Annotated in this window: 10 protein-coding genes; 6 read left to right on the plus strand and 4 right to left on the minus strand. The window is 66.6% G+C overall.

Features of this window, described 5'->3' with window-relative positions; genetic code table 11:
* Positions 1-36 precede the first annotated feature (36 nt).
* The 5 genes from ACQP2U_RS04000 to ACQP2U_RS04020 all read left to right on the plus strand — a co-directional run bounded on the left by ACQP2U_RS04000 (position 37) and on the right by ACQP2U_RS04020 (position 21,217).
* Positions 37-7,461 carry an amino acid adenylation domain-containing protein gene (locus ACQP2U_RS04000; RefSeq protein ID WP_433713451.1) on the plus strand — a complete coding sequence of 2,475 codons (7,425 nt, stop codon included), beginning with the start codon at positions 37-39 and terminating at the stop codon, positions 7,459-7,461.
* 95 nt (positions 7,462-7,556) lie between these two features.
* On the plus strand, positions 7,557-7,811 hold the full coding sequence (locus tag ACQP2U_RS04005; RefSeq protein WP_433713453.1) for a hypothetical protein: 255 nt from the start codon (positions 7,557-7,559) through the stop codon (positions 7,809-7,811).
* Between the two features lie 211 nt (positions 7,812-8,022).
* Positions 8,023-18,627: an amino acid adenylation domain-containing protein gene (locus tag ACQP2U_RS04010; RefSeq protein ID WP_433713455.1), complete on the plus strand. Its 10,605-nt coding sequence runs from the start codon at positions 8,023-8,025 to the stop codon at positions 18,625-18,627.
* A 230-nt stretch (positions 18,628-18,857) separates the two neighbouring features.
* Entirely contained in the window at positions 18,858-19,847 is a 990-nt protein-coding gene (locus tag ACQP2U_RS04015; RefSeq protein ID WP_433716363.1) for an alpha/beta hydrolase, read from the plus strand.
* Between the two features lie 44 nt (positions 19,848-19,891).
* Complete coding sequence (locus ACQP2U_RS04020; protein WP_433713456.1) at positions 19,892-21,217, plus strand: Nramp family divalent metal transporter; 1,326 nt, start codon at positions 19,892-19,894, stop codon at positions 21,215-21,217.
* Here ACQP2U_RS04020 and ACQP2U_RS04025 read toward each other — a convergent pair.
* Positions 21,214-21,621, minus strand: a complete 408-nt coding sequence (locus tag ACQP2U_RS04025) for a nuclear transport factor 2 family protein (RefSeq protein ID WP_433713458.1) — start codon at positions 21,619-21,621, stop codon at positions 21,214-21,216. The genes ACQP2U_RS04020 and ACQP2U_RS04025 overlap by 4 nt on opposite strands.
* A 10-nt stretch (positions 21,622-21,631) precedes the next feature.
* Positions 21,632-22,561, minus strand: coding sequence for a zinc-binding dehydrogenase (locus ACQP2U_RS04030; protein WP_433713459.1), 930 nt, complete (start codon positions 22,559-22,561; stop codon positions 21,632-21,634).
* Between the two features lie 108 nt (positions 22,562-22,669).
* Between ACQP2U_RS04030 and ACQP2U_RS04035 the strand changes: the two genes are divergently transcribed.
* The gene (locus tag ACQP2U_RS04035) at positions 22,670-23,026 is read left to right on the plus strand and encodes a winged helix-turn-helix transcriptional regulator (RefSeq protein ID WP_397031381.1); all 357 of its coding nucleotides are present in this window, start codon (positions 22,670-22,672) and stop codon (positions 23,024-23,026) included.
* Here ACQP2U_RS04035 and ACQP2U_RS04040 read toward each other — a convergent pair whose 3' ends face one another.
* Positions 23,027-24,052 (minus strand): SDR family oxidoreductase, encoded by a 1,026-nt coding sequence (locus ACQP2U_RS04040; RefSeq protein ID WP_433713460.1) that lies wholly within the window; start codon positions 24,050-24,052, stop codon positions 23,027-23,029.
* A 153-nt stretch (positions 24,053-24,205) separates the two neighbouring features.
* Positions 24,206-25,009: an enoyl-CoA hydratase-related protein gene (locus ACQP2U_RS04045; protein ID WP_433713461.1), complete on the minus strand. Its 804-nt coding sequence runs from the start codon at positions 25,007-25,009 to the stop codon at positions 24,206-24,208.
* Between the last annotated feature and the right edge of the window lie 57 nt (positions 25,010-25,066).

Consider the following 25,066-nt stretch of genomic DNA (forward strand, 5'->3'; position numbering starts at 1 on the left):
AGGTCTCAGCTCGACCCGAGAGGTGATTACACCCGAATGGAAACTGCTCGTCGTTCCGCCCGAGGTAGTCGCCGACGCAGGTCTGGCAGCCCGCTGTTCGCTCAGCTGCTCACGGCCGCGGTGGAGTCCGCGGCCACCTCGATCGCACTGCGTTTCAACCCGACCGGTGATCCCGCGGACCAGCGTGAACTCACCTATCGCGAACTCGATGCCCGCTCTTCACGGGTCGCGCGCGAGCTGATCGACCGCGGGATCGGCGCGGGCGATTACGTGGCGATGGGCATTACCCGTTCGGTCGAATCGATCGTCGCGCTGTGGGCGATCGCGAAGACGGGTGCGGCCTATGTGCCGGTCGATCCGCATTATCCGGCGGAGCGGATCCAGCACATCGTCACCGATTCGGGTGCCGCACACGGTCTGACCACTTCGGCGCATCGGGCCAAGCTCGGCACCTCGGCCTATTGGATCGAACTGGACGATCCGGTGGTGTCCGAGCGCATCGCCGCTCGGCCCGATCACCCGGTCTCCTATGCCGATCGGGTGCGGGCGGTCAACGAAAACCATCCGGCCTACGTCATCTACACCTCCGGTTCCACCGGTAAGCCGAAGGGCGTCGCGGTCACTCATACCGGTCTGGCGGGGCTGGCGGCGATCGGCGAGCACTATCTGATCGACGCGGACTCCTGCGTCGCACATCTGAGTTCGCCCAGTTTCGACTTCTCGATAATGGAGACGCTGTTCACCTTCTCGGTGGGCGCGACGCTGGTCATCGCGCCGCCGACGGTATTCGGCGGGGTCGAACTCGCGGATCTGCTGCGCCGGGAACAGGTCACCCATCTGCTGATCACCCCGGGTGCGCTGGAATCACTGGATCCCGCCGGTCTCGATGACGTGCAGGTCGTGGTGGCGGGCGGGGACCGGCTGCCCGCGGAATTGGTGGCGCGCTGGGTGGATAGCGGGCGCGCGGTATTCAATGCGTACGGGCCGAGCGAGGCGACCGTCATGGTCACCACCACCGAGGCCATCGCGCCCGGAGAGCCCGTCACCATCGGCTCGGCCATCGCGGGCGTTGGCGCCTTCATCCTCGACGCGCGGTTGCGGCCGGTGCCCGCGGGCGTCGTCGGTGAGCTCTACGTCTCGGGCGCGGTGCTCGCACAGGGTTATCTCGGTCGACCGGCGCAGACCGCGGAACGCTTCGTTGCCAGCCCGTTCGGCGCGGACGTCGATAACCCGGGTGCACGCCTGTACCGCACCGGAGATCTGGTGCGGCGCAATGAAACCGGCACTCTGGAGTACCTCGGCCGATCCGATTTCCAGGTCAAGATCCGCGGGCTGCGCATCGAACTCGGCGAGATCGATAACGCGCTCAGCACACATCCGGATGTCGACTTCGCGGCCACGCTCGGCAAGACGCTGCCCTCGGGTACGACCTCGCTGATCGCGTATGTGCTGCCGCGTGCGGGGGCCGCCCTCGATACCGGCCAGCTGGTCGCGCATCTCGGAGAATCGTTGCCGGCCTCTATGCTTCCGGCCGCTATCATGGTGTTGGACGAGATCCCGCTGACCCCGGTCGGCAAGCTGGACCGGGCGGCACTGCCAGAACCGGTCTTCGCCGCACGTCAGTTCCGTGCTCCGGCAACGCCGGTCGAGGAAATCATCGCCGATGTATTCGCGGCGCTGCTGCTCGGTCCCACGACGGATGCGCGCGTCGGCGTGGATGACGACTTCTTCGAACTGGGCGGCAACTCGCTGCTGGCCACCCAAGCCGCCGCGCGCATCGGTTTCGCACTCGGTCTCCGGGTGCCGGTGCAGCTGCTCTTCGAGGCGTCGAAGGTTTCGGTACTGGCCCAACGTGTCGAGCAGCACGCGGGTTCGGCGGTCGGCCGGGCGCTGACCGCGCAGACCCGACCCGATCGGATTCCGCTGTCGTACGCGCAGCAGCGGATGTGGTTCCTGAACCGTTTCGATACGGCGAATGCGGTCAATAACATTCCGCTTGCGGTGCGACTGTCCGGGCGACTGGATGTCGAGGCACTGCTCGCGGCGACGCGCGATCTGATCGAGCGGCACGAGGTGCTGCGCACTATCTATCCGGATATCGATGGCGAGGGCTTCCAGGTCGTTCTGCCCGTCACCGATGCTCGTGCGGTGCCCGAACTGCCGGTGACCGCCGCTGTAGCACAAGAACTTTCGGAACTGATCCGGGCCGAGGTGGTGGACGGATTCGATGTGACGGCCGCACCGCCGGTGCGGCTGCGGCTATTCCAGCTCGGCGAGTCCGAATATGTGCTGGTGTGCGTGGTGCACCACATCGCGGGTGACGGTTTCTCACTCGGTCCGCTTGCCCGCGATCTGATGGCGGCGTACAGCGAGCGCGTGCGCGGCGGACGGCCGGAATGGCCGCCGCTTGTGGTGCAATACGCCGACTACACCCTCTGGCAGCGCGAAATCCTCGGCAGCGAATACGATCCGGAATCGGTCTTCGCGCAGCAGATCGAGTTCTGGCGCAACGAATTGGCCGCGCTGCCGGAACAATTGGATCTGCCCGCGGATCGGCCGCGCCCCGCCACCGCATCCAACAACGGTGCCGTCCTCGCCTTCGACATCGATGCGGACATTCACAGCCGTCTCGACCAGCTTGCGCACGAACACAATTCGACCCTGTTCATGGTCGTGCACGCCGCGCTCGCGGTACTGCTCGCCCGACTGTCGGGTACCCGCGACATCGCGATCGGCACCCCGGTGGCCGGTCGCGGCGAGGCGGCGCTGGACGATCTGATCGGCATGTTCGTCAACACCCTGGTGCTGCGAACCGAGATCGATCCCGCCATGACCTTCGACGACCTGCTACGTACGGTGCGCAAGGTCGATGTCGCGGCCTTCGGACATGCCGACGTGCCGTTCGAGCGGTTGGTCGAACTGCTCGATCCGGTGCGCTCGGCCGCGCGGCATCCGCTGTTCCAAGTAATGCTGGTCTTCCAGAATCTGGCGCGCACCGAACTGGAGCTGCCGGGTCTGACGGTCGCGGGTGTGGAACACGGGGTGGCGCTGGCCAAGTTCGATCTGCAGCTCGAGATCGCGGAATCCGACACCGCGGCGCGAGCGACGGGCCCGGAGGCGGTAGCGGAGCGTCACCACGGAGGGCGCCGGGAGCGCCGCGAATCTCACACCGCGGCGCGAGGCATGTCGGCGACATTCACCTATGCCACCGACTTGTTCGATGCCGCCACGGTGCAGGACTTCGCCGATCGCTTCCTGCGGGTGCTGTCCGCAGTGGCCGCCGACTCCGATGCGGTGCTCGGCGATATCGATCTGCTCGCCCCCGGCGAGCGCGAGCTGGTTCTGCACGAATGGAATTCGGCCGGTGCGGCCGTGCCGGATGTGACACTGCTCGATCTCATCCAGGCGCAGGCACGGCGCCGTCCGGATGCGGTCGCGGTCCGATTCGGTAGTACCGCACTGAGTTTCGGTGAACTACAGCGGCGCGCGAATCAGGTGGCGCGGGCGTTGATGGCGCGCGGTGCGGGGCCGGAAGCGCTGGTCGCCGTTGCCGTCGCGCGCTCCGAACAGCTGCCCATCGCGCTGCTCGGAGTGCTCACCGCCGGTGCCGGATATCTGCCGATCGACATCACCTATCCGGCGCCGCGACTCGAGTTCATGCTCAGCGACGCGCAGCCGACCTGTGTGCTGACCACCTCGGATCTGCTGGGCGACCTTCCGGCGACGGATGCCCCGGTGGTGCTGCTCGATGAAACCGCGGGCTTCGGCGAATCGCCGATCACCGATATCGAGCGCACGTCCCGGCTGCGGCCGGACAACCTGGCCTATGTCATCTACACCTCGGGCTCCACCGGTGTGCCGAAGGGCGTCGGCGTTTCACATCGCAATGTGGTCGAACTGTTCGCCAACACCCAGTTGATGTTCGAATTCGACGACACCGATGTGTGGACGCTGTTCCACTCTTTCGCCTTCGACTTCTCGGTGTGGGAACTGTGGTGCGCGCTCGCCAATGGCGGCACCGTGGTCGTGGTCGACTACCTGACCTCTCGCTCACCGGAGCAATTGCGCGACTTGCTGATTCGCGAACAAGTCACGGTGCTGAACCAGACGCCGTCGGCCTTCTACCAACTCGCCGAGGCCGATCGTGCCTCACATGCCGGGGACCAGGGCAAATTCGCGCTGCGCTATGTCGTATTCGGTGGTGAGGCACTGGATCTGCGTCAGCTGCGGCGCTGGTACGAGCGGCACGCCTTCGATGCGCCGTGGCTGGTCAATATGTACGGCATCACCGAAACCACGGTGCACGTGTCGTTCTTGGCGCTGGATGAGCAGCTCGCCGAGAATCCGGCCAGTGCCATCGGTCGTGCGCTGCCCGGCCTGGAGAGCTATGTGCTCGATGATCGGCTGCATCCGGCTCCGGTCGGAGTTGCGGGCGAAATCTATATCAGCGGTGCGCAGTTGTCCCGCGGCTATCTCGGGCGGCCCGGATTGGCCGCGACCCGTTTCGTAGCGAATCCGTTCGGGGCGGTGGGATCTCGCATGTACCGCACCGGCGACCTAGGTCGCTGGGCCGGTTTCGCGGGCCACGCGAATCTCGAATACGCCGGGCGCACTGACCAGCAGGTACAGCTGCGCGGCTTCCGCATCGAACTCGGTGAGATCGAATCGGCGCTACTCGCCCAGCCGTCCATCAGCCAGGCGATGGTGCTGGTGCGCTCCGACGAACACACCGGTGACCGTTTGGTCGGATATGTGATGGCCGAGGCGGATTCGCAGGTGCAGGGCGCGCAGCTGCGCAGCACGATCGCCGAATTCCTGCCCAGCTATATGGTTCCGGACGCGATCGTCGTACTCGGCGCGCTGCCGCTGACCCCGAACGGCAAACTGGACCGAAAGGCGCTGCCCGCACCGGAATTCGTCAGCAGCGCCACCTACCGCGCCCCGCAGACCCCGATCGAGCAGGCCGTCGCCGGGGTATTCGCCGGACTACTCGGTGTCCGCGATGTCGGTCTGGACGACGATTTCTTCGTCCTCGGCGGTAATTCATTGCTGGCCACCAGGGCGGTGAGCCGGATCAACGAGGCGTTGGACGCCAATGTCTCGGTGCGCGAGCTATTCGAGGCATCGACGGTTTCGGCGCTGGCCGCACGAATCGTGCCCGGCTCCTCGATCGGAACCCGAACCCCGCTGGTTGTGACGGCGCGCCCGGAACGGGTGCCGTTGTCGCTGGCGCAGCAGCGCATGTGGGTGCTCAATCAGTTCGATACCCGCTCGGCGGCCTACAACATCCCGCTCGGCATCGGCCTGACCGGTGCCCTCGATGTGCAGGCGCTGCGCGATGCCATCGCCGATGTGCTCGAGCGGCACGAGGCGCTGCGCACTCGCTACCCGTCGACGGGGCCGGGCGGGCTGCCGTACCAGGAGATCCTGCCGGTTGCCGAGGCTTGGCCGGGCGGGCTCGCGGTCGAGTCGAGCACCGATCCGATCGTCCGCATCACCGAGCTGATGTCGACCGGATTCGATGTGACCCGAGAGGTTCCGGTGCGCGGTGTGCTGCTGCGTGGGACCCCGGAGCGTCATCTGCTCGCCATGGTGGTGCACCACATTTCGGCCGACGGCGCCTCGATGGCACCGCTGGCCCGTGACCTGATGCTCGCCTACGCCGCGCGCTGTGCCGGTGATGTCCCGACCTGGACGCCGCTCGAGGTGCAGTACGCCGACTTCGCGATCTGGCAGCGTGCGGCTATCGGTACCGACGACGACGAGAATTCCGTCGCCGCGCAGCAATTGGCCTACTGGCGCGAGCAATTGGCAGGACTGTCCGGCGCGCTCGAGCTGCCGCTGGACCGGCCGCGTCCCGCGGTACCGTCCATGCGCGGCGCGTCGACGGCCTGCACGCTTTCACCCGAGGTGCATGCCGGTCTGATTCGCATTGCCCGGGAACACAATTCGTCACTGTTCATGGTCGTGCACGCGGTGCTCGCGGTGCTGCTGGCGCGACTGTCCGGCAGTTCCGATATCACGATCGGCACCCCCATCGCGGGCCGCGGTGAGCGCGCGCTCGACGATCTGGTCGGCATGTTCGTCAATACCTTGGCGCTGCGCACCACCACAGAATCGGGAACCACCTTCGACGCGCTTGTCGAACATGTGCGCGAGACCGACCTTTCGGCCTTCGGCAATGCCGATATTCCGTTCGAGCGAGTGGTCGAGGTGGTACTGCCCAACCGGGCGACCTCGCACAACCCGCTGTTCCAGGTGGTGCTTTCCTTCGACAATCTGGAGCCGCCGAAGCTGGAATTGCCCGGTCTGACGGTCGCGGCGCTGGATACCGGTGCGGTCGCGGCGAAGTTCGATCTGCAGTTGACCGTCGAGCCGCGCCACGGCGCGGACGGTGCTCCCGGCGAGCTGGTCGCGGTATTCAATTACGCCACCGACCTTTTCGACGCATCGACGGTGCAGGCATTCGGCCGCAGGCTGACTCGGATCTGCACCGCCGTCGTGGCGGACCCGCAGATCAGCGTGGGCGACATCGATATCCTCGATGCCGCCGAACGCGATCGCGCACTGGCCGCACCGGAAACCGTGCCGCAGCCCGTCGATGATGATGTGCCGGTCACCAGTGGTGCGGCGCTGACTCAGGCGCTGGCCGCCGCGGTGGAGGAGGATCCGGACGGGCCCGCGGTGGTCTTCGGCGAGGACGCGGTGTCCTTCCAGGATCTCGACGCGCGGTCCTCGCGGTTGGCTCGGGTGCTGATCGGCCGCGGCTGCGGTCCGCGCACCGGTGTCGTGATCCGGCTGGATCGCGGGGTGGACGCGGTAGTCGCCACTTGGGCGGTGCTCAAGGCCGGTGCCGCACTGATCCCGGTGAGTGGCCTCGACCGGCCGCTGCCCGTTGGTCTCGAGGTCAAGGTCGGGCTTACCACCGGTGCATGGCCCACTGATAGCAGTATCGACTGGCTGGCCCTGGACGATCCGGACGTGCTCGCCGAGATCGCCGCCGAATCGCCGCGACCGGTGACCTACGCCAACCGGACCCAGGCGCTGCGCGGCGAGGATCCGGCCTTCGTCGCCGGAGTTGCGTTGTCCTACAACGACATTTCCGTCGCGACCAAGCGGCTGCGGGCGCGCACCGAACTCACCTTCGAGTCCCGGCTGTTCCGGCACGGCCGCGCGGATTCGGCGGCGGCGCTGCTGGAAGTGGTCGCGGCCGGTGAGAACGGCGCGTCGGTGGTGGTGACCGCCGGTGACCTGGACAACGTAACGCTTTCGGCACTATTGGCCGACGAATGGGTGACACATCTGTTCATCGATCGGGCCGGACTCGGGCCCGTCGAGGTGGCAGGGCTGGAAGATCTGCACGCGGTGGTGCTGGATGACGGCGCGCCCGCGCCGGAATTCGGGGCCGTCCCGGTTGTGGTCGACCTCGGTGCGCTATTGGGCGTCCAGGACCCGAGTTGATCTTCCACCCGGCGGCCGGTGCTCGCACAGGCCGTTACCGGTACGGGTAGCGACGAGAGGAGGATAGGAAAGTTCCTATGCCGGGATATCGGTCGATGGGACAAGTTCGGATGCGGCCGCGCGATATCGGAGGGGGGCATTCTCGTGACCAGGCCAGCGCGTCGGTAGCCGCCGAGGCTCGAGGTGATCGCACCCCCGCCGACTGGCAGCCTTTCGTCTCCGATGAGATCATCGATCGCCCGATCGGGTCGACGCACGAGTTGATGACCTCTGCCGAAGCGTTGGCCGAGATCGGTCCCCGGCTCGCTGAGCTGCTCGAACCCCCTGAGCGTCGGCGATCGGCGGGGTAGCGCGGGTGGATCGTCGGCGTGCACAAGCGGCCAATGCGGTTACGATCGGCGTCTGACCATGCGATGCTTCTGAGCAAACGCTGGGAGGGGAGCACTTTTTAGGGATTACAGGGTAGGTGAGCTCCTTCATGTTTCGGGTGGTTGCACAACGTCGGCATGAGGAAGCTGCGTTGTTTCCTGCGACCTGCGAGCAGTCGCAAGCGGTGAGCCGGTGACGCGCCAGGCTCGGGTGCGGCCGGCTCGGACACGGACACAGCGGACGCGCGTCGTCACCCTGCCGCAGCTGATGGCGGCCGCCGTCGAGGCGAATCCCGGCGGCCTCGCCGTCGTATTCGCCGATGCCGATGCCACTTCCGGCGGGCTGAGCTATGCCGAGTTGGATGAGCGTTCGACCCGGCTGGCCCGGCTGCTCATCGATCGTGGTGTCGGTCCGGAGGATCTGGTCGCGGTGGCCGTTCCGCGATCGGTGGATTCGGTGCTCGCGGTGTGGGCGGTGGCCAAGACCGGCGCCGGATTCGTGCCGGTGGACCCGCACTATCCGGCGGATCGGGTCGCGCACATGCTCACCGATTCCGCCGTGAGCTTCGGCCTGACCGTCGGCGCGGTTCGCCGCGGCCTGCCCGATTACGCCGAATGGCTGGTGCTCGACGACCCGATCACCGCGGAACTGCTGCAGCGGTATCCGGTAGACCGGGTGACCAATCAGGATCGGGTGCGGCCCCTGCACGGCGCACATCCGGCCTATGTCATCTACACCTCCGGCTCGACCGGCGTCCCCAAGGGCGTGGTGGTCACCCATCAGGGGTTATCCGGTTTCTGCGATGAGCAGCGGACCCGCTACCGGGTGACGAGTTCGGCCAGGACACTGCATTTCGCCTCCCCCTCCTTCGACGCGTCGGTGCTGGAACTGCTGTTGGCATTGGGCGCGGCGGCCACCATGGTGGTTGTCTCGCCGACCGTCTACGGCGGCGCGGAACTGGCCGCGGTGCTGCGGCGCGAGCGGGTGACCCATGCCTTCGTGACGCCCGCGGCGCTGGCCTCGGTGGAGCCCGACGGCCTCGACGAACTGCGGGTCGTGGTGACCGGTGGTGAGGCCTGTCCGCCGCAGTTGGTGCGGCGCTGGGTATTGCCGATCGCGGGCGGGCTGCTGCGCGAATTCTTCGATGCCTACGGTCCGACCGAGGCCACCATCGCCACCAATATCACCGCGCCGATGGTGCCGTGGGAGCCGGTGACCCTCGGTCCGCCGATCCACGGCATCGCCGCCTATGTGCTCAACGATCGGCTGGCGCCGGTGCCGAACCGGGTAGTCGGCGAACTGTATGTCGCCGGTGCGCAACTGGCGCGCGGTTATCTCGGCCAACAAGCTCTTACCGCGGCCCGATTCGTGGCCAATCCGTTCGAACCGGGCACCCGGCTCTACCGCACCGGTGATCTGGTGCGCTGGACCGCGACCGGTGATCTCGAGTACCTCGGCCGCAACGACTCCCAACTGAAGATCCGCGGCTTCCGCATCGAACTCACCGAAATCGACGCGGTACTCGGCTCATACGACCACGTGGATTTCGCGGTCACTGTCGGGCACGAACTCGACAGCGGGACCACCGTTTTGGCGTCCTATGTGCATCCCATCGACGGGCTGACCGTCGATATGGCGGAGCTGAAAGCGCTGGTAGAGCGCAAATTGCCAGCGCACATGGTGCCCGCGTCCATTACGGTGCTCGATCAGGTGCCGCTGACGCCGATGGGCAAATTGGACCGCAGGGCGCTGCCCGCACCGGTATTCGAGGCAAAGGTATTCCGCGCACCAACGACGCCGGTCGAGGAGATCGTCGCGGGCACCTTCGGCGATGTGCTCGGTGTCACGCGGGTCGGCCTGGACGACGACTTCTTCGCACTCGGCGGCAATTCGCTGCTGGCCACCCAGGTCACCGCACGGCTGGACGCCGCGCTCGACACGCAGTTGGCGGTCCGGGATCTATTCCACGCCTCGACGGTCGCCGCCTTTACCGCCGTGGTCGAACGCACCGCCGGATCCGGTCGGAGTCGGCCGCGGCTGGTCGCGGGGGAGCGACCCGAGTTGATTCCGCTGTCGCTGGCGCAGCAGCGGTACTGGTTCCTGAACCAGTTCGATACCGAGACCTCGGCGGTGGACAATATTCCGCTGGCCGTGCGGCTCACCGGTGAGCTGGATGCGGCGGCGCTCGGACTGGCCATCGGCGATGTGTTGTCCCGGCACGAGGTGCTGCGGACCACCTATCCGAGCATCGGCGGGCGGCCGCATCAGGTCATCCATCCGGTGCCGGATACCCGGTTCGCCATGGTGCCCGAAGATGTGGCCGAGGACGAACTGGTGCGCCGCCTCATCGACTTCGCCGTGCTGACCTTCGATGTGACCGTTGAGGTTCCGGTCGCGGTCACGCTGTTCCGTCTGGCGCCGCAAGAGCATGTGATCGCGTTGACCGTGCACCATGTCGCGGCCGACGGTGCGTCGATGGGTCCGCTCGCGCGCGATCTCATGGTCGCCTATGCCGCACGGATGCACGGGCAGGCGCCGCAGTGGCAGCCGCTGCCGGTGCAGTACGCCGACTACGCGCTGTGGGAGCGCGAGGCGCTGGGCGACGAGGACGATCCGCAATCGCCTGCCGCACAGCAGATCGCCTATTGGCGGCGGACCTTGGCGCAGTTGCCGGACCAGTTGGAGCTGCCGACCGACCGACCGCGCCCACCTGCCCAGTCGTTCCAGGGTAAATCGGTGCGGTTCGAGATCTCGGCGGATCGGCATGCCCGACTGCATGCGCTGGCACGGGCCAATCACGCCTCGCTGTTCATGGTCGTGCATGCGGCGCTCGCGGTGCTGCTGGCACGGCTGTCGGGCACCGACGACATCGCGGTCGGTACGCCCATCGCCGGTCGTGGCGAGCGCGAACTCGATGATCTGATCGGCATGTTCGTCAACACGCTGGTGTTCCGGACGGGGGTGCGTCCCGGTGATACTTTCGCGGCGCTGCTCGCCGACGTGCGCGAGCGCGATCTCGAGGCCTTCGCCAATGCCGATGTGCCCTTCGAGCGAATCGTGGAGGCGCTGAATCCGGTTCGCTCGATTGCTCGCAATCCGCTGTTCCAGGTGGGTCTTTCCTTCCAGAACCTGGCCGAAACCACCCTGGAACTGCCCGGACTTTCGGTCGCCACGGTCGATTTCGATCTGCAGCTGGCCAAGACGGATCTGCATATCTCCCTGGCCGACCGCTACACCGACGACGGCGCGCCCGCTGGAATGATGGCCGATTTCGGATATGCCACCGACCTGTTCGACGAGACCACGGTGCGCGGCTTCGCCGACCGCTTCGTCCGGGTGCTCGATGCGGTACTCGCCGATGTGTCGGTGCGGGTCGGCGAGATCGAACTGCTCGCCGGTGACGAGAGTTCGCGGATTCTGGCGGGTTGGAACGACACCGCGCATCCCATCGATACGACGGCGACGCTGGTGTCACTCCTGGATGCGACGGTGGCCGCCGACCCGGATGCGGTGGCGGTGGTGTCCGATCAGCCCGGACGCAAAATCAGCTACGGCGAACTCGATGCCAGGGTGAATCGGTTGGCGCGGTATCTGATCGAACGCGGCGTGCGCCCGGAGGACCGGGTGGCATTGGGCATGCGTCGGTCGGTCGATCTGATCGTCGCCATGTACGCGGTGGCGAAATCCGGTGCGGCGTATGTGCCCATCGATCCGGATCAACCCGCCGAACGCATGGAGTACATACTGCGGACCGCAGGACCGGTCTGCCTGCTGAGCTCCGTACCCGGCGGCTTCCACACCGATGCCGTGGATTCCGTGACGATCGATGAGCTCGACCTGTCGAACTACTCGGACGCTCCGCTCGCCGCGGGCGAACGCCGTGGTGCGCTGCTGCCGGGACACACCGCGTACGTGATCTACACATCGGGTTCGACCGGGCAGCCGAAGGGCGTCGCGGTCACGCACGGGGCGATCGTCAACCAGTTGCTCTGGGAGACAACCGAATTCGGCCTCAAAGCCGACGATGTGGTGCTGCTCAAGACGGTCGCCACCTTCGATCTGTCGGTCTGGGAGTTCTGGACGGCGGCGGTATGCGGTGGCACGGTGGTCATCGCCGCGCCGGATGGTCATCGGGATCCGGCCTATCTCAACGAATTGATGGCGCGCGAGTCGGTGACGACACTGCATGTCGTGCCGTCGATGCTGGACGCGCTGTCGACAGGTCACCTGGCCCGTTCGCTGCGCCGGGTACTGGCCATCGGTGAGACGCTACCGGCCGCCACCGCACAGCGATTGCGCCAAAGCAATGCGGCGGACCTGTTCAACCTGTACGGACCGACCGAGGCCGCGGTCTCGATCACCAACCATCGGGTTACCGACGCCGACTCGGTGACGGTTCCGATCGGTAGGCCGCAGTGGAACAGCCATGTCTACGTCCTGGATTCGCGCCTGCGGCCGGTCCCGGTCGGCGTATCCGGCGAGTTGTACCTGGCCGGTGCGCAACTGGCGCGCGGCTACTTCGGGCGGTCCGATCTCACCGCGGAACGGTTCATAGCGAACCCGTTCGAATCCGGCGCGCGCATGTACCGCACCGGCGACCTGGTGTCCTGGAATCAGCACGGCGAACTGGAGTACCACGGCCGCACCGATTTCCAGGTGAAGATCCGCGGTTTCCGCATCGAACTCGGCGAGATCGAGTCCGCGCTGCTGGCCCGGCCGGAGATCGCGCAGGCCGCGGCGGCGGTCAAATCCGATGCGCGGATCGGTGATTGGCTGGTTGCCTACGTCGTACCGGCCGACGAGTCGACCCCGGTCGAGACCGCCGAACTGAAGGCCGCGCTGGCCGCGGTGTTGCCGTCGTACATGCTGCCCAATGCGTTCGTCACGCTGACGGACTTGCCGCGCAATACGAATGGCAAACTGGATCGCGCCGCACTGCCCGATCCGGAGTTCGAGACCCAGGCCTTCCGCGCACCCGCGACACCGGTCGAGGAGATCGTGGCCGGTGTGTACGGCGATGTGCTCGGCGTGGATCGCGTCGGCCGCGATGATGATTTCTTTGCCGTGGGCGGCAATTCGCTGCTGGCCACACAGGTGGCGGCCCGCGTCGGCGATGCGCTGGATACCAAGGTGCTCGTGCGCTCGATCTTCGAGACGCCCACGGTGGCCGGACTCGCCGCCAAGGTCGAAACCCATGCCGGTTCCGGCCGGCGACAGCCCCTGCTGGCCGGACTGCGCCCGGAGCACGTCCCGCTATCGCTTGCGCAGTTGCGGATGTGGTTCATCAACCAGTTCGATCCCAGCTCGGCGGCCTATCACATACCGGTGGCGATCCGGCTGTCCGGCGAACTCGATATCGCCGCACTGGGTTCGGCGGTCGAGGATATGGTGGCGCGGCACGAGGTGCTGCGCACCGTCTACCCGCAGACCGCCGACGGGCCGGTGCAAGAAGTACTCGCACCGAACGCGGTGCCGATCGATCTGGTCCCGATTCCGATCGCGGAATCGGAAGCGGTGCGGCAGGTGCGGGAGATCGTCGCGGCGGGCTTCGATGTCACCGTCGAGGTGCCGTTCCGCGCCACCTTGATGCGGCTCGACACCGATGATCACATCCTGGTGTTCGTCGCCCATCACATCGGCGCCGACGGCTGGTCGATGTCGCCGCTGGTGCGTGACGTCATGCTGGCTTATTCGGCCCGCAGCGCGGGCGAGGTTCCCTCATGGTCGCCGCTGCCGGTGCAGTATGCGGATTTCAGTATCTGGCAACGTGCGGTACTCGGCTCCGAGGACGATCCGGACAGCCTCATCTCGGCCCAAGCCGAATACTGGCGGACCGCACTGGCCGACCTGCCCGACGAACTGAACCTGCCCACGGACCGGCCACGCCCGGCGCTGCGGAGTTTCACCGGCGGGCGCACCGAATTCGAGATCGACCCGCTGGTGCACGCCGGTCTGGTGCGCCTTGCGCGGCGACACAACGCCACCATGTTCATGGTGGTGCACGCCGCGCTATCGGTATTCCTGGCGCGCATGTCCGGCACCGACGATATCGCCATCGGCACGCCGGTGGCCGGTCGCGGCGCGGCCGAACTCGACGACATGATCGGCATGTTCGTCAATACGCTGGTGCTGCGACTACAGGTGCCCGAGGACCGCACCTTCGGTGATCTGCTCGCCAACGCCAAAGACACCGACCTGCAGGCCTTTTCGCATGCCGACCTCCCGTTCGAGCGACTGGTCGAATTGCTGAACCCGCCGCGCTCCACGGCTCGCCACCCGCTGTTCCAGGTGTCGATGTCGTATCTGAACCTGCCGACCAGCACCTTCGAACTCCCCGGACTCCGTGCGCAGACCTTCGATTTCGCCGTCGATACCGCCAAGTTCGATCTTTCGTTGACCATGTGGGCACCGGGTACCGCCGCGGAAAGCCTGCGCGGTGAGTTCAATTTCGCGCGAGATCTCTTCGACGACAAGACGATCGAGATGTTCGCCGCCCGGTTCACCCGGCTGCTCACCGAGATCGTCGCCCGTCCGGACGCCCCGATCGGTGACCTGCGGCTGCTCGGCGCGGCCGAAGAGCAGGCGCTGACACCAGTGCGGCGCGGCGAGACGCCCGCCGTTCGGCTGCTGCCGGACCTGCTGACCAGCGCGGTCAGCGCCGACCCCGAACATGTCGCGGTGCGCACCGCCGGTCGCTCGATCTCCTACCGCGAACTGGACGAATACTCCTCGCGACTGGCTCGGGTATTGATCGATCGCGGTGTCGGCCCGGAGCGCCTCGTCGCACTTGCCTTCCCGCGTTCCCTGGAGATGGTCGCGGCCTTCTGGGCCGTAGCCAAGGCCGGTGGGGCGCACGTGCCGATCGACCCGACCTATCCGACGGACCGGATCCGGCACATGGTGACCGATTCCGGTGCCGTCCTCGGCATCACTACCTCCACCTACAGTGAGCGGCTGCCCGACGAGTCGTCCGAGACCCACTGGCTACAGCTCGACGATCCCGCGATCCATGCGGCCGTCGCCAGTAAGTCGCCATCGCCGATCACCGATGACGAGCGGCTGGCGACCTTGCTGCCGCAGCATCCGGCGTACGTCATCTACACCTCCGGTTCGACGGGCACACCGAAGGGTGTCACCGTCACCCAGGTCGGCATCGGCGGGGCAGTCGAGAATGCCAGCGCCGTATTCCAACTCGGTCCGCGGCATCGGTTCGCGCATCTGTGCTCGCCGAGCTTCGATCCGTCGATTCTGGAGTGGCTGTGCACCTTCCACAACGGCGCGACGTTGGTCATCGTGCCGTCCACCATCCTCGGCGGAGCGGATCTGGCCGCGCTGCTGCGCACCGAGCGGGTCACCCACGCGATCTTCACCCCCGCTGTGCTCGGCACCGTCGATCCGGCCGGTCTGGACGAATTCCGATACCTGTGCTGCGGTGGCGATTCCACCTCGCTCGATCTGGTCGCCAAATGGCAACCGGGACGGCACTTCATCAACGGCTACGGCCCTACCGAGGCCACGGTGGCCGCGTCGTGGAGCGAGCTGATCGCCGGAGGGCGCATCACCATCGGCGGCCCGGTGCCGGGAACGCCGATGGTGGTGCTGGATTCGCGGCTGCGTCCGGTGCCGCCCGGCGCCGTCGGCGAGCTGTATCTCGGTGGCACCGCGCTGGCACGCGGCTATCACGATCGTCCGATGCTGACCGCGGAACGCTTCGTCGCGGATCCGTGGGGTCCACCCGGTGCGCGGATGTATCGCACCGGTGATCTGGTGCGCTGGGTCGGCGAGGCGGGGCAGTGGGAACTCGAATACATCGGTCGCACGGACTTCCAACTCAAGATCCGCGGTCTGCGCATCGAACTCGGTGAGATCGACGCGGTGTTCGGCGGTCACGACGATGTCGAGTTCGCCGTCACGATCGGTCGGGAAAACCCAACGGGCGAGAAGATCCTCGTCGTTTATGTGCTTCCGGTAGCGGGACGGGCCATCGATACCGGTGCGCTCACCGAATACGCCGCGCGCAGCCTGCCTCGGCATATGGTGCCCTCGGCGGTGGTGGTACTCGATATGGTGCCGCTGACCCCGGTCGGCAAGCTCGATCGCGCGGCGCTGCCCGCACCCGAGCTCGCCCCGCGCCCCTACCTCGCGCCGTCGACCGCGCAGGAACAGGCCGTCGCCGACGTATACGCCGACGTACTCGGCATCGATCGGGTCGGCTCCGATGACGATTTCTTCGCACTCGGCGGCAGTTCGCTGGCCGCCATGCGCGCGGTGCACAAGCTGCGCGAGCTGACCGGCATCGCGGTCCAGGTGCAATGGTTCTTCACCGATCCGACCGTCGCCGCACTGACCCAGCGCATCATGGACGCCGATGACACCGAGGCCTACGAATACGGGTTGAATGCCGAGGCCGCACTCGATGTGCTGCTGCCGATCCGGTACGGCACCGGCGAAGCCCTGTTCTGCATCCATCCGATGGCCGGATTGTCCTGGTGCTATACCGGTCTCGCGCAGTACCTGCCCGCCGACCGTCCGATCTTCGGTGTGCAATCACCCGCGCTGTCCGAATCGGACTTCCGGCCGGATTCGCTGGACGCCATGGCCCGGCGCTATGTCGAGGAGATCCGCGCGGTGCAGCCCGAGGGGCCGTATCGGCTGCTCGGCTGGTCGCTCGGTGGTGCGCTGGCCCACGCGGTCGCGGTCCAATTGCAGTCCGAGGGTGCCGAGGTCGCATTGCTCGCGATGTTGGACAGCCGCACCGGCGGCAATATCGCCGACTTCTGGGCGGAGCTGCGCTCGGCCTTCGCTGAACTCGGCATCGGCCCGGACATGCTCGGTGACAGCAATATTCGCAACCTCACCGAAGAGGCGCTCGCGGTGCTGTATGCCAACATCCCACCGGAACTGGCGCTGCTGACCCCGGACCGCCTGCGCCAGAGCTACCGTGGCGCGGTGCGCTCGGTGGAGCTCGGAATCAACCATCAACACAAGGTTTTCCACGGCACGCTCGAGTTCTTCAGCGCCACCGGCCACACCGCCGAATCCCGAGCCTGGCGGCCCTATGTCGACGGCACGATCAACGAGCATCCGATCGGGGCGACCCACGAGCTGATGACGTCACCGGTGGCCTTCGCCGAAATCGGTCCGGTCCTGGCCGCCTTGCTCGCAGAGCCCGAGCCGGTCGAGAATGCCACCGAAGCCGAGGCATCCGAGCCGGTCGAATACGCTGCCGCACCGGAGGGATACGAGTACGCGGCACCGCTCGCCGATCCGGCCGCATTCGACCACGACTACCCGACATCGGTCCTGGTCCCGATACCGATCGATGCTCCGGAACCGACCGAGGACACGGCAGCGACCGATGACCTGCCCCCGACGGTCGAGGCCCCGACACCGGACTTCGACGACGACGAGCCCGCGATTGCCGCCGAACCCCAGCGCATGCCGTTCGCGGTCATCCACGACGACGACCCGATCGAATACGCCGTCCCCCACCGTGCCGACGCCCCCGACGACGCCCCCATCCCGCTATCGCTGACCCCGAATGCCGTGCGGCTGTTGGACTCCGGTGTCGAACTGCGCGTCCTTACCCTCGAGATCCCACCCAACTACTCACCGGAGGCGGTGCAATTCGCCGTCGATACGGTGCTCGAACAGCATCCGATGCTGTGGGTCCGTCTGCACCGCGACGCTGCGGGTACTGCTCCGGTCTTCGAGATCCCGGCCGAGGCGCAGCGTCTCGACGAGGCTTTCCTCGGGCTGGAGTACGGCATCGATCAGACCCCGCCGCCGGTCGACGATGTGGTGCGCGCGGTCGCCTCCGAACTGGATCCGGCACAGGGCCGCAATATCCGCTTCGTACTGGTCGGTGGCCGCGAGGTGCCAACGACCATGGTCATCGTCGCCAATGGCCTCGTCGTGGACGACACCTCCTGGCGCACCATCATCGACAAGCTGTCACTGGCCTGGTCGCGCGGCAGGCACCGCACGCCCGCCGTCCCCGAGTCCGGACTGTCCGACTTGCTGAGCGTGCTGTCCGAGGGCGCGAGCGGCCCGGCGGCAATCGAGGAAATGGCATGGTGGCACCACGCCCTGAGCGTGGTCCCCGCCGCCAAGGCCGGTGCCACGAACAAGAACCTGCGCTCGCGGCGCCGGGTCTCGCTGACCATCACCACCGAGGGCACCGCCGCCGTCGTCGCCGCGGCCGCCGCGCATGGTGTCAGTGTCGATGAGGTCCTACTCACCGCCCTCGCGCTCGCGCAGATCACCTCCGCGGGCGAAACCGTCACCGATGCCATCGGCCCGGTGGTTCGGCTGCACGCCGACAGCCGGGCGATGGCCGAGACCGACACCCTCGTCGGCGCGTTCACCACCGATTACCCGCTCCCGCTGCAGTTGGCGGGGGTCAACGTCGAGGAGGCGCTGGTCGGTGGTCACGCGGCGGGCGTCGCGATCGAGCAGGTCAAACGGCTCACCGGTGCAGTGCCGTCCTATGGCGTCGGCTACGGCCTGCTGCGCTATCTCAATCCGGATACCGCCGCCGCCTTGAGCGCGCTCCCCACCGGCCGGTGCGCGTTGCGCTATAGAGATCTGCGCCCGGCGCGCGTGCACACCGATGCACCGGCCACGGATCTGCTGCTCGATATCACCGCCGACGCCACCGCCGACGGTCTGCTCGTGCGCTTCGACTACGCGGCCGAGGTGTTCGGCGGTGATGAGGTCAAGACCTTCGCCGAACACTGGATCCGGGCGCTGGGCGGACTGGCCGAATACGGGCAGCGATATCCGGGGCGACCCTGATCACATTCCGGCCGTTCAGGCATGATGGAGCAACATTGCGGTAACGACGTCCACTATCGTCACGATTGAATAGGCCGTATGGTCGGCCGCGGTGCATGCCCGCGGCATGGGGAAGCCCTCCCGTAATCACGATACGAAGTGAAGGTGTGAAATTGATGCGTAGTCTGATCCGGCGTCGCGGCACACGTGCGGCGGCGGTGATCGCGGCAACCGCGGTATTCGCGGGAGTCATGTCCGGCTTCGGCGCATCTACCGCGACGGCTGATCCGATCATCGATTCCAAGACGCTGCTGGCCAACCCGGTCGCGCCGGACGGCTCGAAGATCACCAAGGCCGAGTACAAGGACGACCGCAGCATCCGCCTGTACGTCTACTCCGCGGCCATGGACCGGACCTTCCCGGTCGACGTGCAGCGCCCGGCCGATGCCTCGGTGCCGCGTCCGGTGCTGTACCTGCTCAACGGTGCGGGCGGCGGCGAGGACAGCGCGTCCTGGGTGGCCAAGACCGATGCGCTGAAGTTCCTCGGCGACAAGAACGTCAATGTGGTCCAGCCGATCGGCGGCAAGTGGAGCTACTACGCTGACTGGATCAAGGACGATCCGGTACTCGGCCGCAACAAGTGGAAGACCTTCTTCACCGAGGAGCTGCCGCCGCTGATCGACGGCGCGCTCGGCACCAACGGCACCAACGCGATCGCGGGCCTGTCCACCTCGGGTACCACCGTGCTCGCGCTGCCGATCGCCAAGCCCGGCCTGTACAAGGCCGCCGCGGCCTACAGCGGCTGCGCCCAGACCAGTGATCCGGTCGGCTCGGAGTTCGTCAAGCTGACCGTCGAGACCTGGGGCGGCGGCAATGTCGATAACATGTGGGGACCGATCGGTGGGCCGGACTGGGTGGCGAACGACCCGTATGTCAACGCCGAGGGTCTGCGCGGCACCGACCTCTACATCTCGACCGGCAACGGTCTGCCCGGCCCGTACGACACCCTCAACGGTGAGTACGCACTGCCAGGCCCGGGCGGTCTGGCCAACCAGATTCTGATCGGCGGTGTCATCGAGGCGGGCACCAACTACTGCACCCACAACATGCAGACGAAGCTGGATCAGCTGGGCATCCCCGCCACCTTCAACTTCCGCCCCAGCGGCACCCACTCCTGGGGCTACTGGAACGACGAACTGCACGCCTCCTGGCCGACGCTGGCCAAGGGACTCGGTATCTGACCCGATCCCCGCGATTCCCAACGGACCGCCCCGATTGTGACCTTATGCACAGTCGGGGCGGTTTGTTTTATATAGATAGTGCTAAACAAAAAGTTCGGGAAGCCGTAAAATTCTGTTCCATGAGTACAACCTTGGCTGAGTCGGCGCGGAACGCGACGAGCCGGGCAAGATCGGTCAGCGTCTTGCTCGGACCTGCCTTCGTAGCCGCCATCGCCTATGTCGATCCCGGCAATGTGGCGTCGAATATCAGCGCGGGCGCTCAGTTCGGCTACCTACTCGTGTGGGTCATCGTGATGGCCAATGTGATGGCCGGACTGGTGCAGTTCCTCTCCGCGAAGCTGGGGTTGGTCACCGGTATGTCGCTCCCGGAGGCGGTGCGGTCCAAGTCGAGTGGTCCGATGCGCCTCGCCTATTGGATGCAGGCGGAGACCGTCGCGATGGCCACCGACCTGGCCGAGGTAGTCGGCGGCGCGATCGCGCTGCAACTGCTGTTCGATCTGCCGCTGCTGGTCGGCGGGCTCATCACCGGTGTGGTCTCGATGGGGCTGCTGCTGGTGCAGAATCAGCGCGGGCAGAAGCCGTTCGAGCGGGTTATCACCGGCCTGCTCGCCGTCGTCGCCATCGGTTTTCTGGCCAGCGTGGTGATTGCGCCGCCGTCGGCCTCCGGCACCGTCGGTGGTCTGCTGCCGCGGTTCCATGGCACCGAAAGTGTGCTGCTCGCGGCGGCGATGATCGGCGCGACCGTCATGCCGCACGCGGTGTACCTGCACTCCGGCCTTGCCCGTGATCGGCACGGTCAGCCCGAAGTCGGTCCGCTGCGGACCCGGTTGCTGCGGATCACCAGATACGACGTCGGACTGGCCATGGTGCTCGCGGGCACGGTCAATATGGCGATGCTGCTGATGGCCGCCAATACCCTGCGCGGCCGCGAGAATGTCGACACCCTCGAAGGGGCGCACGCCGCCGTCGGCGATGCGCTCGGCCCCGTCGCCGCACTGCTGCTCGCGGTCGGCCTGCTGGCCTCCGGCCTGGCATCCACCTCGGTCGGCGCATATGCCGGAGCGATGATCATGGAGGGGTTGCTGAACCGCAAGTTTCCGCTTTTGGTCCGGCGCATGGTCACGCTGATCCCGGCCATCCTCATCCTCGCGGTCGGCATCGATCCCACTCGCGCACTGATCATTTCGCAGGTGGTGCTGTCGTTCGGCATCCCCTTCGCACTGATCCCCCTGGTCCGCTTCACCAGCGACCGCATGCTGATGGGCGTCGACGTCAACCACCGCGTGACCACGAGCCTGGCCTGGCTCGTCGCCGTCATCATCAGTCTGCTCAATGTGGCCCTGATCTACCTGACCGTCGCGGGCGACTAGGCGAACAGCGTGCGCTGAGCATAGCCCGTATCGAAATACTCACGGGCCTCGGCGATCTTGCCGTTCTCGACGCGAAAGACGATCGCCACATTATTGACGTACGGTTCGCCCGCCTTGGTGGTGGCGCGGGTGGTCCATTCCGCGGCCGCCTGCGCACCGTCGGCCAGCACGGTCCGCACCTCCTGGCCGATCGGCTGCGACGCATCCATCCGCTCGATCATCCGCGCGACGAATTGCCCGAAGATCTCCTCGGGTCCGGTCCAGGTGCGCGCGGTCGGCAAGTCGCCGAAAAGGGTCCAGGTCGAATCCGGTGTGAAGAACCCGGCGCCGCGTTCGGCCTCACCGGATCCGAGTGCCTCGATATAGGCCAGGATGGTGGCGCGGGTCTGCTCGGTGGTCGACATGATCGCTCCTTCAGGCGGCGATGGCGAGGATCGCGTTGCCGCGGATCCGGCGGTTGTTCAGATCGGTGAGCACGCTTGCCGTTTCGGCCCAGTCGGCGACCCTACCGAGCTCCGGATGCAGGCGGCCGGTGGCCGTCAGCTCGACCAGCATGCGCAGATCCTCGGCATCGGTGGTGTCGGCGACCCAGTGCGGGAAATGCCGCAGCGTGAACGGTGTGACCGTGAGGTATTCGAAGAAGCTGAGCCGGATCGGTTGCAGACTGGCCTGACCGAACCACAGCACGGTGCCGCCGGGCGCGATCCGGGCAAGTGCGGCGGCGAAGACATCGCCGCCGACCGATTCGAAGATGACATCGAAGGGACCGTCGGCGTCCGCGACATCATGGACGACGGCCGCGCCGAGTTCGGCCAGCCGGGCGCCCCGCTCGGGCGAGGCCGCCACCGCCGTCACCGAAATGTCTGCGGCCGTCGCCAACTCCACCAGGTAATGACCGACGCCGCCCGATGCGCCCGTGATCAGAGCCTTCTTGCCCGCGGGGACCTCGACGTGCCGGAGCAGACGCAATGCGGTCAACCCCGCGAGTGGCAAGGCGGCCGCGGTGGTGGCGGTGAGGGTGTCGGGCAACTCGGCCAATGCGGCGGTCGGGATGGCCACCAGCTCGGCCCACCCACCGCCCTCGGCATGGCCGACCACACGGGCTCCGATGGCAGGGCCCGAGCCGTCGACAGCGGCTGCCACGACCCGGCCGACCACATCCTGTCCCATGACGGTCCCCGGTGCGGTCGGCGTGCCGTAGGCGCCGGTCATGGCGAGAATCTCGCCGCGGTTCACCGAGAACGCCTCGACCTGGATGACCGCCGCATCGGCGGCGGCCGTGGGTTCGGGGACCTCGGCGAACCGCACCAAGGTCGGATCACCGGTTGCTGCAAGGGCTTTCATCGACTTCCTCCTGGTCGTTGCTATGAAAACGACACTAGGAGGGCTGGTTTCCAGATGAAAGAAGGCAGTAATTAGTGGTATAGGTACCTGGTGGATACCAACAATCCAATGGCATACGACGTCTTCGATCTGAACTGTCCGTCCCGCGCGGTTTTCGATCGGCTCGGTGAACGGTGGACCGGGCTCGTGCTGCTGGCCCTGAAGCCCGGCACGCTGCGCTTCTCGGAGCTGCGCAGGCAGGTGCAGGGCATCACGCAGAAGATGCTCACCCAGACGCTGCGCGGTCTGGAACGTGACGGCATGGTGTCGCGCACGGTGTATCCGACCGTGCCGGTCACTGTCGAATACACGCTGACACCGCTCGGTCACAGCCTCGGTGCCGCCGTCGATGTGCTGCGGGCCTGGGCCATCGAACACATCGATGAAATCGACGCGGCTAGAGCCGACTACGAGCGGGCGAGCTGATCACACCCAGTTTTCGATCCAGTATTTCCAGATCAGCGGGGCATACGCGGCCAGCGGCGGCACCTTGATATCGGTGCCCGCCAGTGCGGCGGTGGCGTTGCGGCAGTCGAACCAACAGCTGAATTCGCTGTGCTCCAACACATCCTGGGGAACGCCGACGCGGGGGAGCAGCCAGTTCGTGCCAGGGACACGAAGCATCATCTCGAGGGTGCGCTTGGGCATCACCTCCACCAGATGCGGCGCACCGGCCTCGTCGGCGAACAGATTCAGCGCCTCGGCTGCGCTCTGTCGGCGCGGATCGGCCAAATGGTAGGTCAGGTGGTTCGAGTCGGGCCGGTGCGCGATGTGGGCCAGGGCGCGAGCCACGAAATCGACCGGAACCATATTGGTTTCACCTAGCTTCGGCACGAGTACCGGCAGAATCCTCGGCAGTTGCGCGGCCATCCGCAGCAGCCGGAAGAAATAGTAGGGCCCTTCGATTCGATCGATTTCGCCGGTTCGCGAATGGCCGATCACGATCGAGGGCCGATAGATCCGCCAGCCCAACCCGGATTCGCGCACGATCTTCTCGGCCTCGAATTTCGCCCGCTGCATGGGCGAACTCAGCACCTGACCCTCGTCGAACATATCCTCGGTGAACACACCGTCGAACCCGCCCGCCACATCCACCGTCGAGACATGATGCAGCAGAGTGGCTTTCAACTCCCGCGTGACATCGATGACATGTCTGGTGCCGCCGCCGCGTTCGGCGAGGTCATAGCTCGACGCCAGATGGAAGACATGCTCGATCGAGCCCCGATGCTCGCTGATCCAGGCCGGATCGATGCCGAGCCCGGGCGCGCCCATATCCCCGCGCACCGCCCGCACCCGCTCGCCCCCCATCCACTCGCGAGCGCAGCAGGCATACCGGTCCGCCGAATCAACCCCCGGCCGGACCAGCACATGAATATCCCCATCCCGGTTCAGCAGTTCGGGAATGAGAAATCGACCGATAAACCCAGTTGCTCCGGTAACCAGGTAAGCCATAGCCGATCAACATAGTCGCTCGTGCGGGCGCGCCTGTGTCCGGGATCACGCTCCCGCGCTTGTGTCGGTCGCCGCGGCTGCGGGCTACGACCATTACCCAGCCGGGGGCCTGAGGATTCCCGGACTCGGCTCGAAGCCCGCTCGTCGACGCGATCAGTCGGCGAAGACCGGCTTGCGCTTGGTGAGCATGGCGGTCGCGCCCTCGAAGAAGTCGGGGGACTGGAGCAGTTCGCTCTGGCCGGACTTTTCGGCGGCGAGCGCGGCGTCCAAGGCGGGCAAGGTTGCGGCGTTGAGCGCCTTCTTGGTGAGTTCGAGAGCGCGGCGCGGGCCAGCGGCGATCTTGGCGGCGGCGGCCTCGACCTTGGCATCGAGTTCGTCCTGCGGGACCACGGCGGTGAACAGTCCGGCCGCCTTGGCCACGGGTGCGGGGAGTCGCTCGCCGAGCAGGGCCATTTCCGCGGCCAGCGGGCGACCGGCCGCGGCGGCGATCATGGCGGCCGCACCGCCGTCGGGCATCAGGCCGATATTGATGAAGGCGAGCAGCAGGTAGGAATCCTCGGCGGCATAGACCAGATCGGCGGCCAGCGCGATGCCGACACCGACGCCCGCGGCGGCGCCCGCAACCCGCGCGATGACCGGAATCGGCGCGTCCACAATGGCTTTCACCAGCCGATTGGCCGCGTCCATCACCATATCCGAAGTGATTCCGCGCTGCGCCTCGGCGGCCGATGCGGCAAGATCGGCGCCGGTGCAGAAGTCGCCGCCCTCGCCGGTCAGTACGATCACCCGCACCGAACGGTCCTCGGCGGCGGCGAGGAAGGTGTCACCGAGGGCGACCATCGTGTCGTAGTCGATGGCGTTCTTGCGCTTGGGTTTGGTGATTGTGACCCGGAGCACCTTGCCGTCGTTGACGGCGCTGAAACCCGCGGATGTGGTCGCGGAATCGGGGTTGCTCATTTGGTGCTCCTGGTCTGGAATCCCGGCTCGGCATTCCCATGAATGGTGGTTAACTTT

It is taken from the genome of Nocardia sp. CA-084685 (assembly GCF_050955785.1).
Lineage (GTDB): Bacteria > Actinomycetota > Actinomycetes > Mycobacteriales > Mycobacteriaceae > Nocardia.

Excerpts from the sequence above, each read along its gene's own strand:
- ACQP2U_RS04015 (WP_433716363.1), top strand. The coding sequence starts at position 18,858 with ATGTCCGGCTTCGGCGCATCTACCGCGACGGCTGATCCGATCATCGAT.
- ACQP2U_RS04000 (WP_433713451.1), top strand. The coding sequence starts at position 37 with ATGGAAACTGCTCGTCGTTCCGCCCGAGGTAGTCGCCGACGCAGGTCT.
- ACQP2U_RS04045 (WP_433713461.1), bottom strand. The coding sequence starts at position 25,009 with ATGAGCAACCCCGATTCCGCGACCACATCCGCGGGTTTCAGCGCCGTC.
- ACQP2U_RS04040 (WP_433713460.1), bottom strand. The coding sequence starts at position 24,052 with ATGGCTTACCTGGTTACCGGAGCAACTGGGTTTATCGGTCGATTTCTC.
- ACQP2U_RS04020 (WP_433713456.1), top strand. The coding sequence starts at position 19,892 with ATGCACAGTCGGGGCGGTTTGTTTTATATAGATAGTGCTAAACAAAAA.
- ACQP2U_RS04035 (WP_397031381.1), top strand. The coding sequence starts at position 22,670 with ATGGCATACGACGTCTTCGATCTGAACTGTCCGTCCCGCGCGGTTTTC.
- ACQP2U_RS04025 (WP_433713458.1), bottom strand. The coding sequence starts at position 21,621 with ATGTCGACCACCGAGCAGACCCGCGCCACCATCCTGGCCTATATCGAG.
- ACQP2U_RS04005 (WP_433713453.1), top strand. The coding sequence starts at position 7,557 with ATGGGACAAGTTCGGATGCGGCCGCGCGATATCGGAGGGGGGCATTCT.
- ACQP2U_RS04030 (WP_433713459.1), bottom strand. The coding sequence starts at position 22,561 with ATGAAAGCCCTTGCAGCAACCGGTGATCCGACCTTGGTGCGGTTCGCC.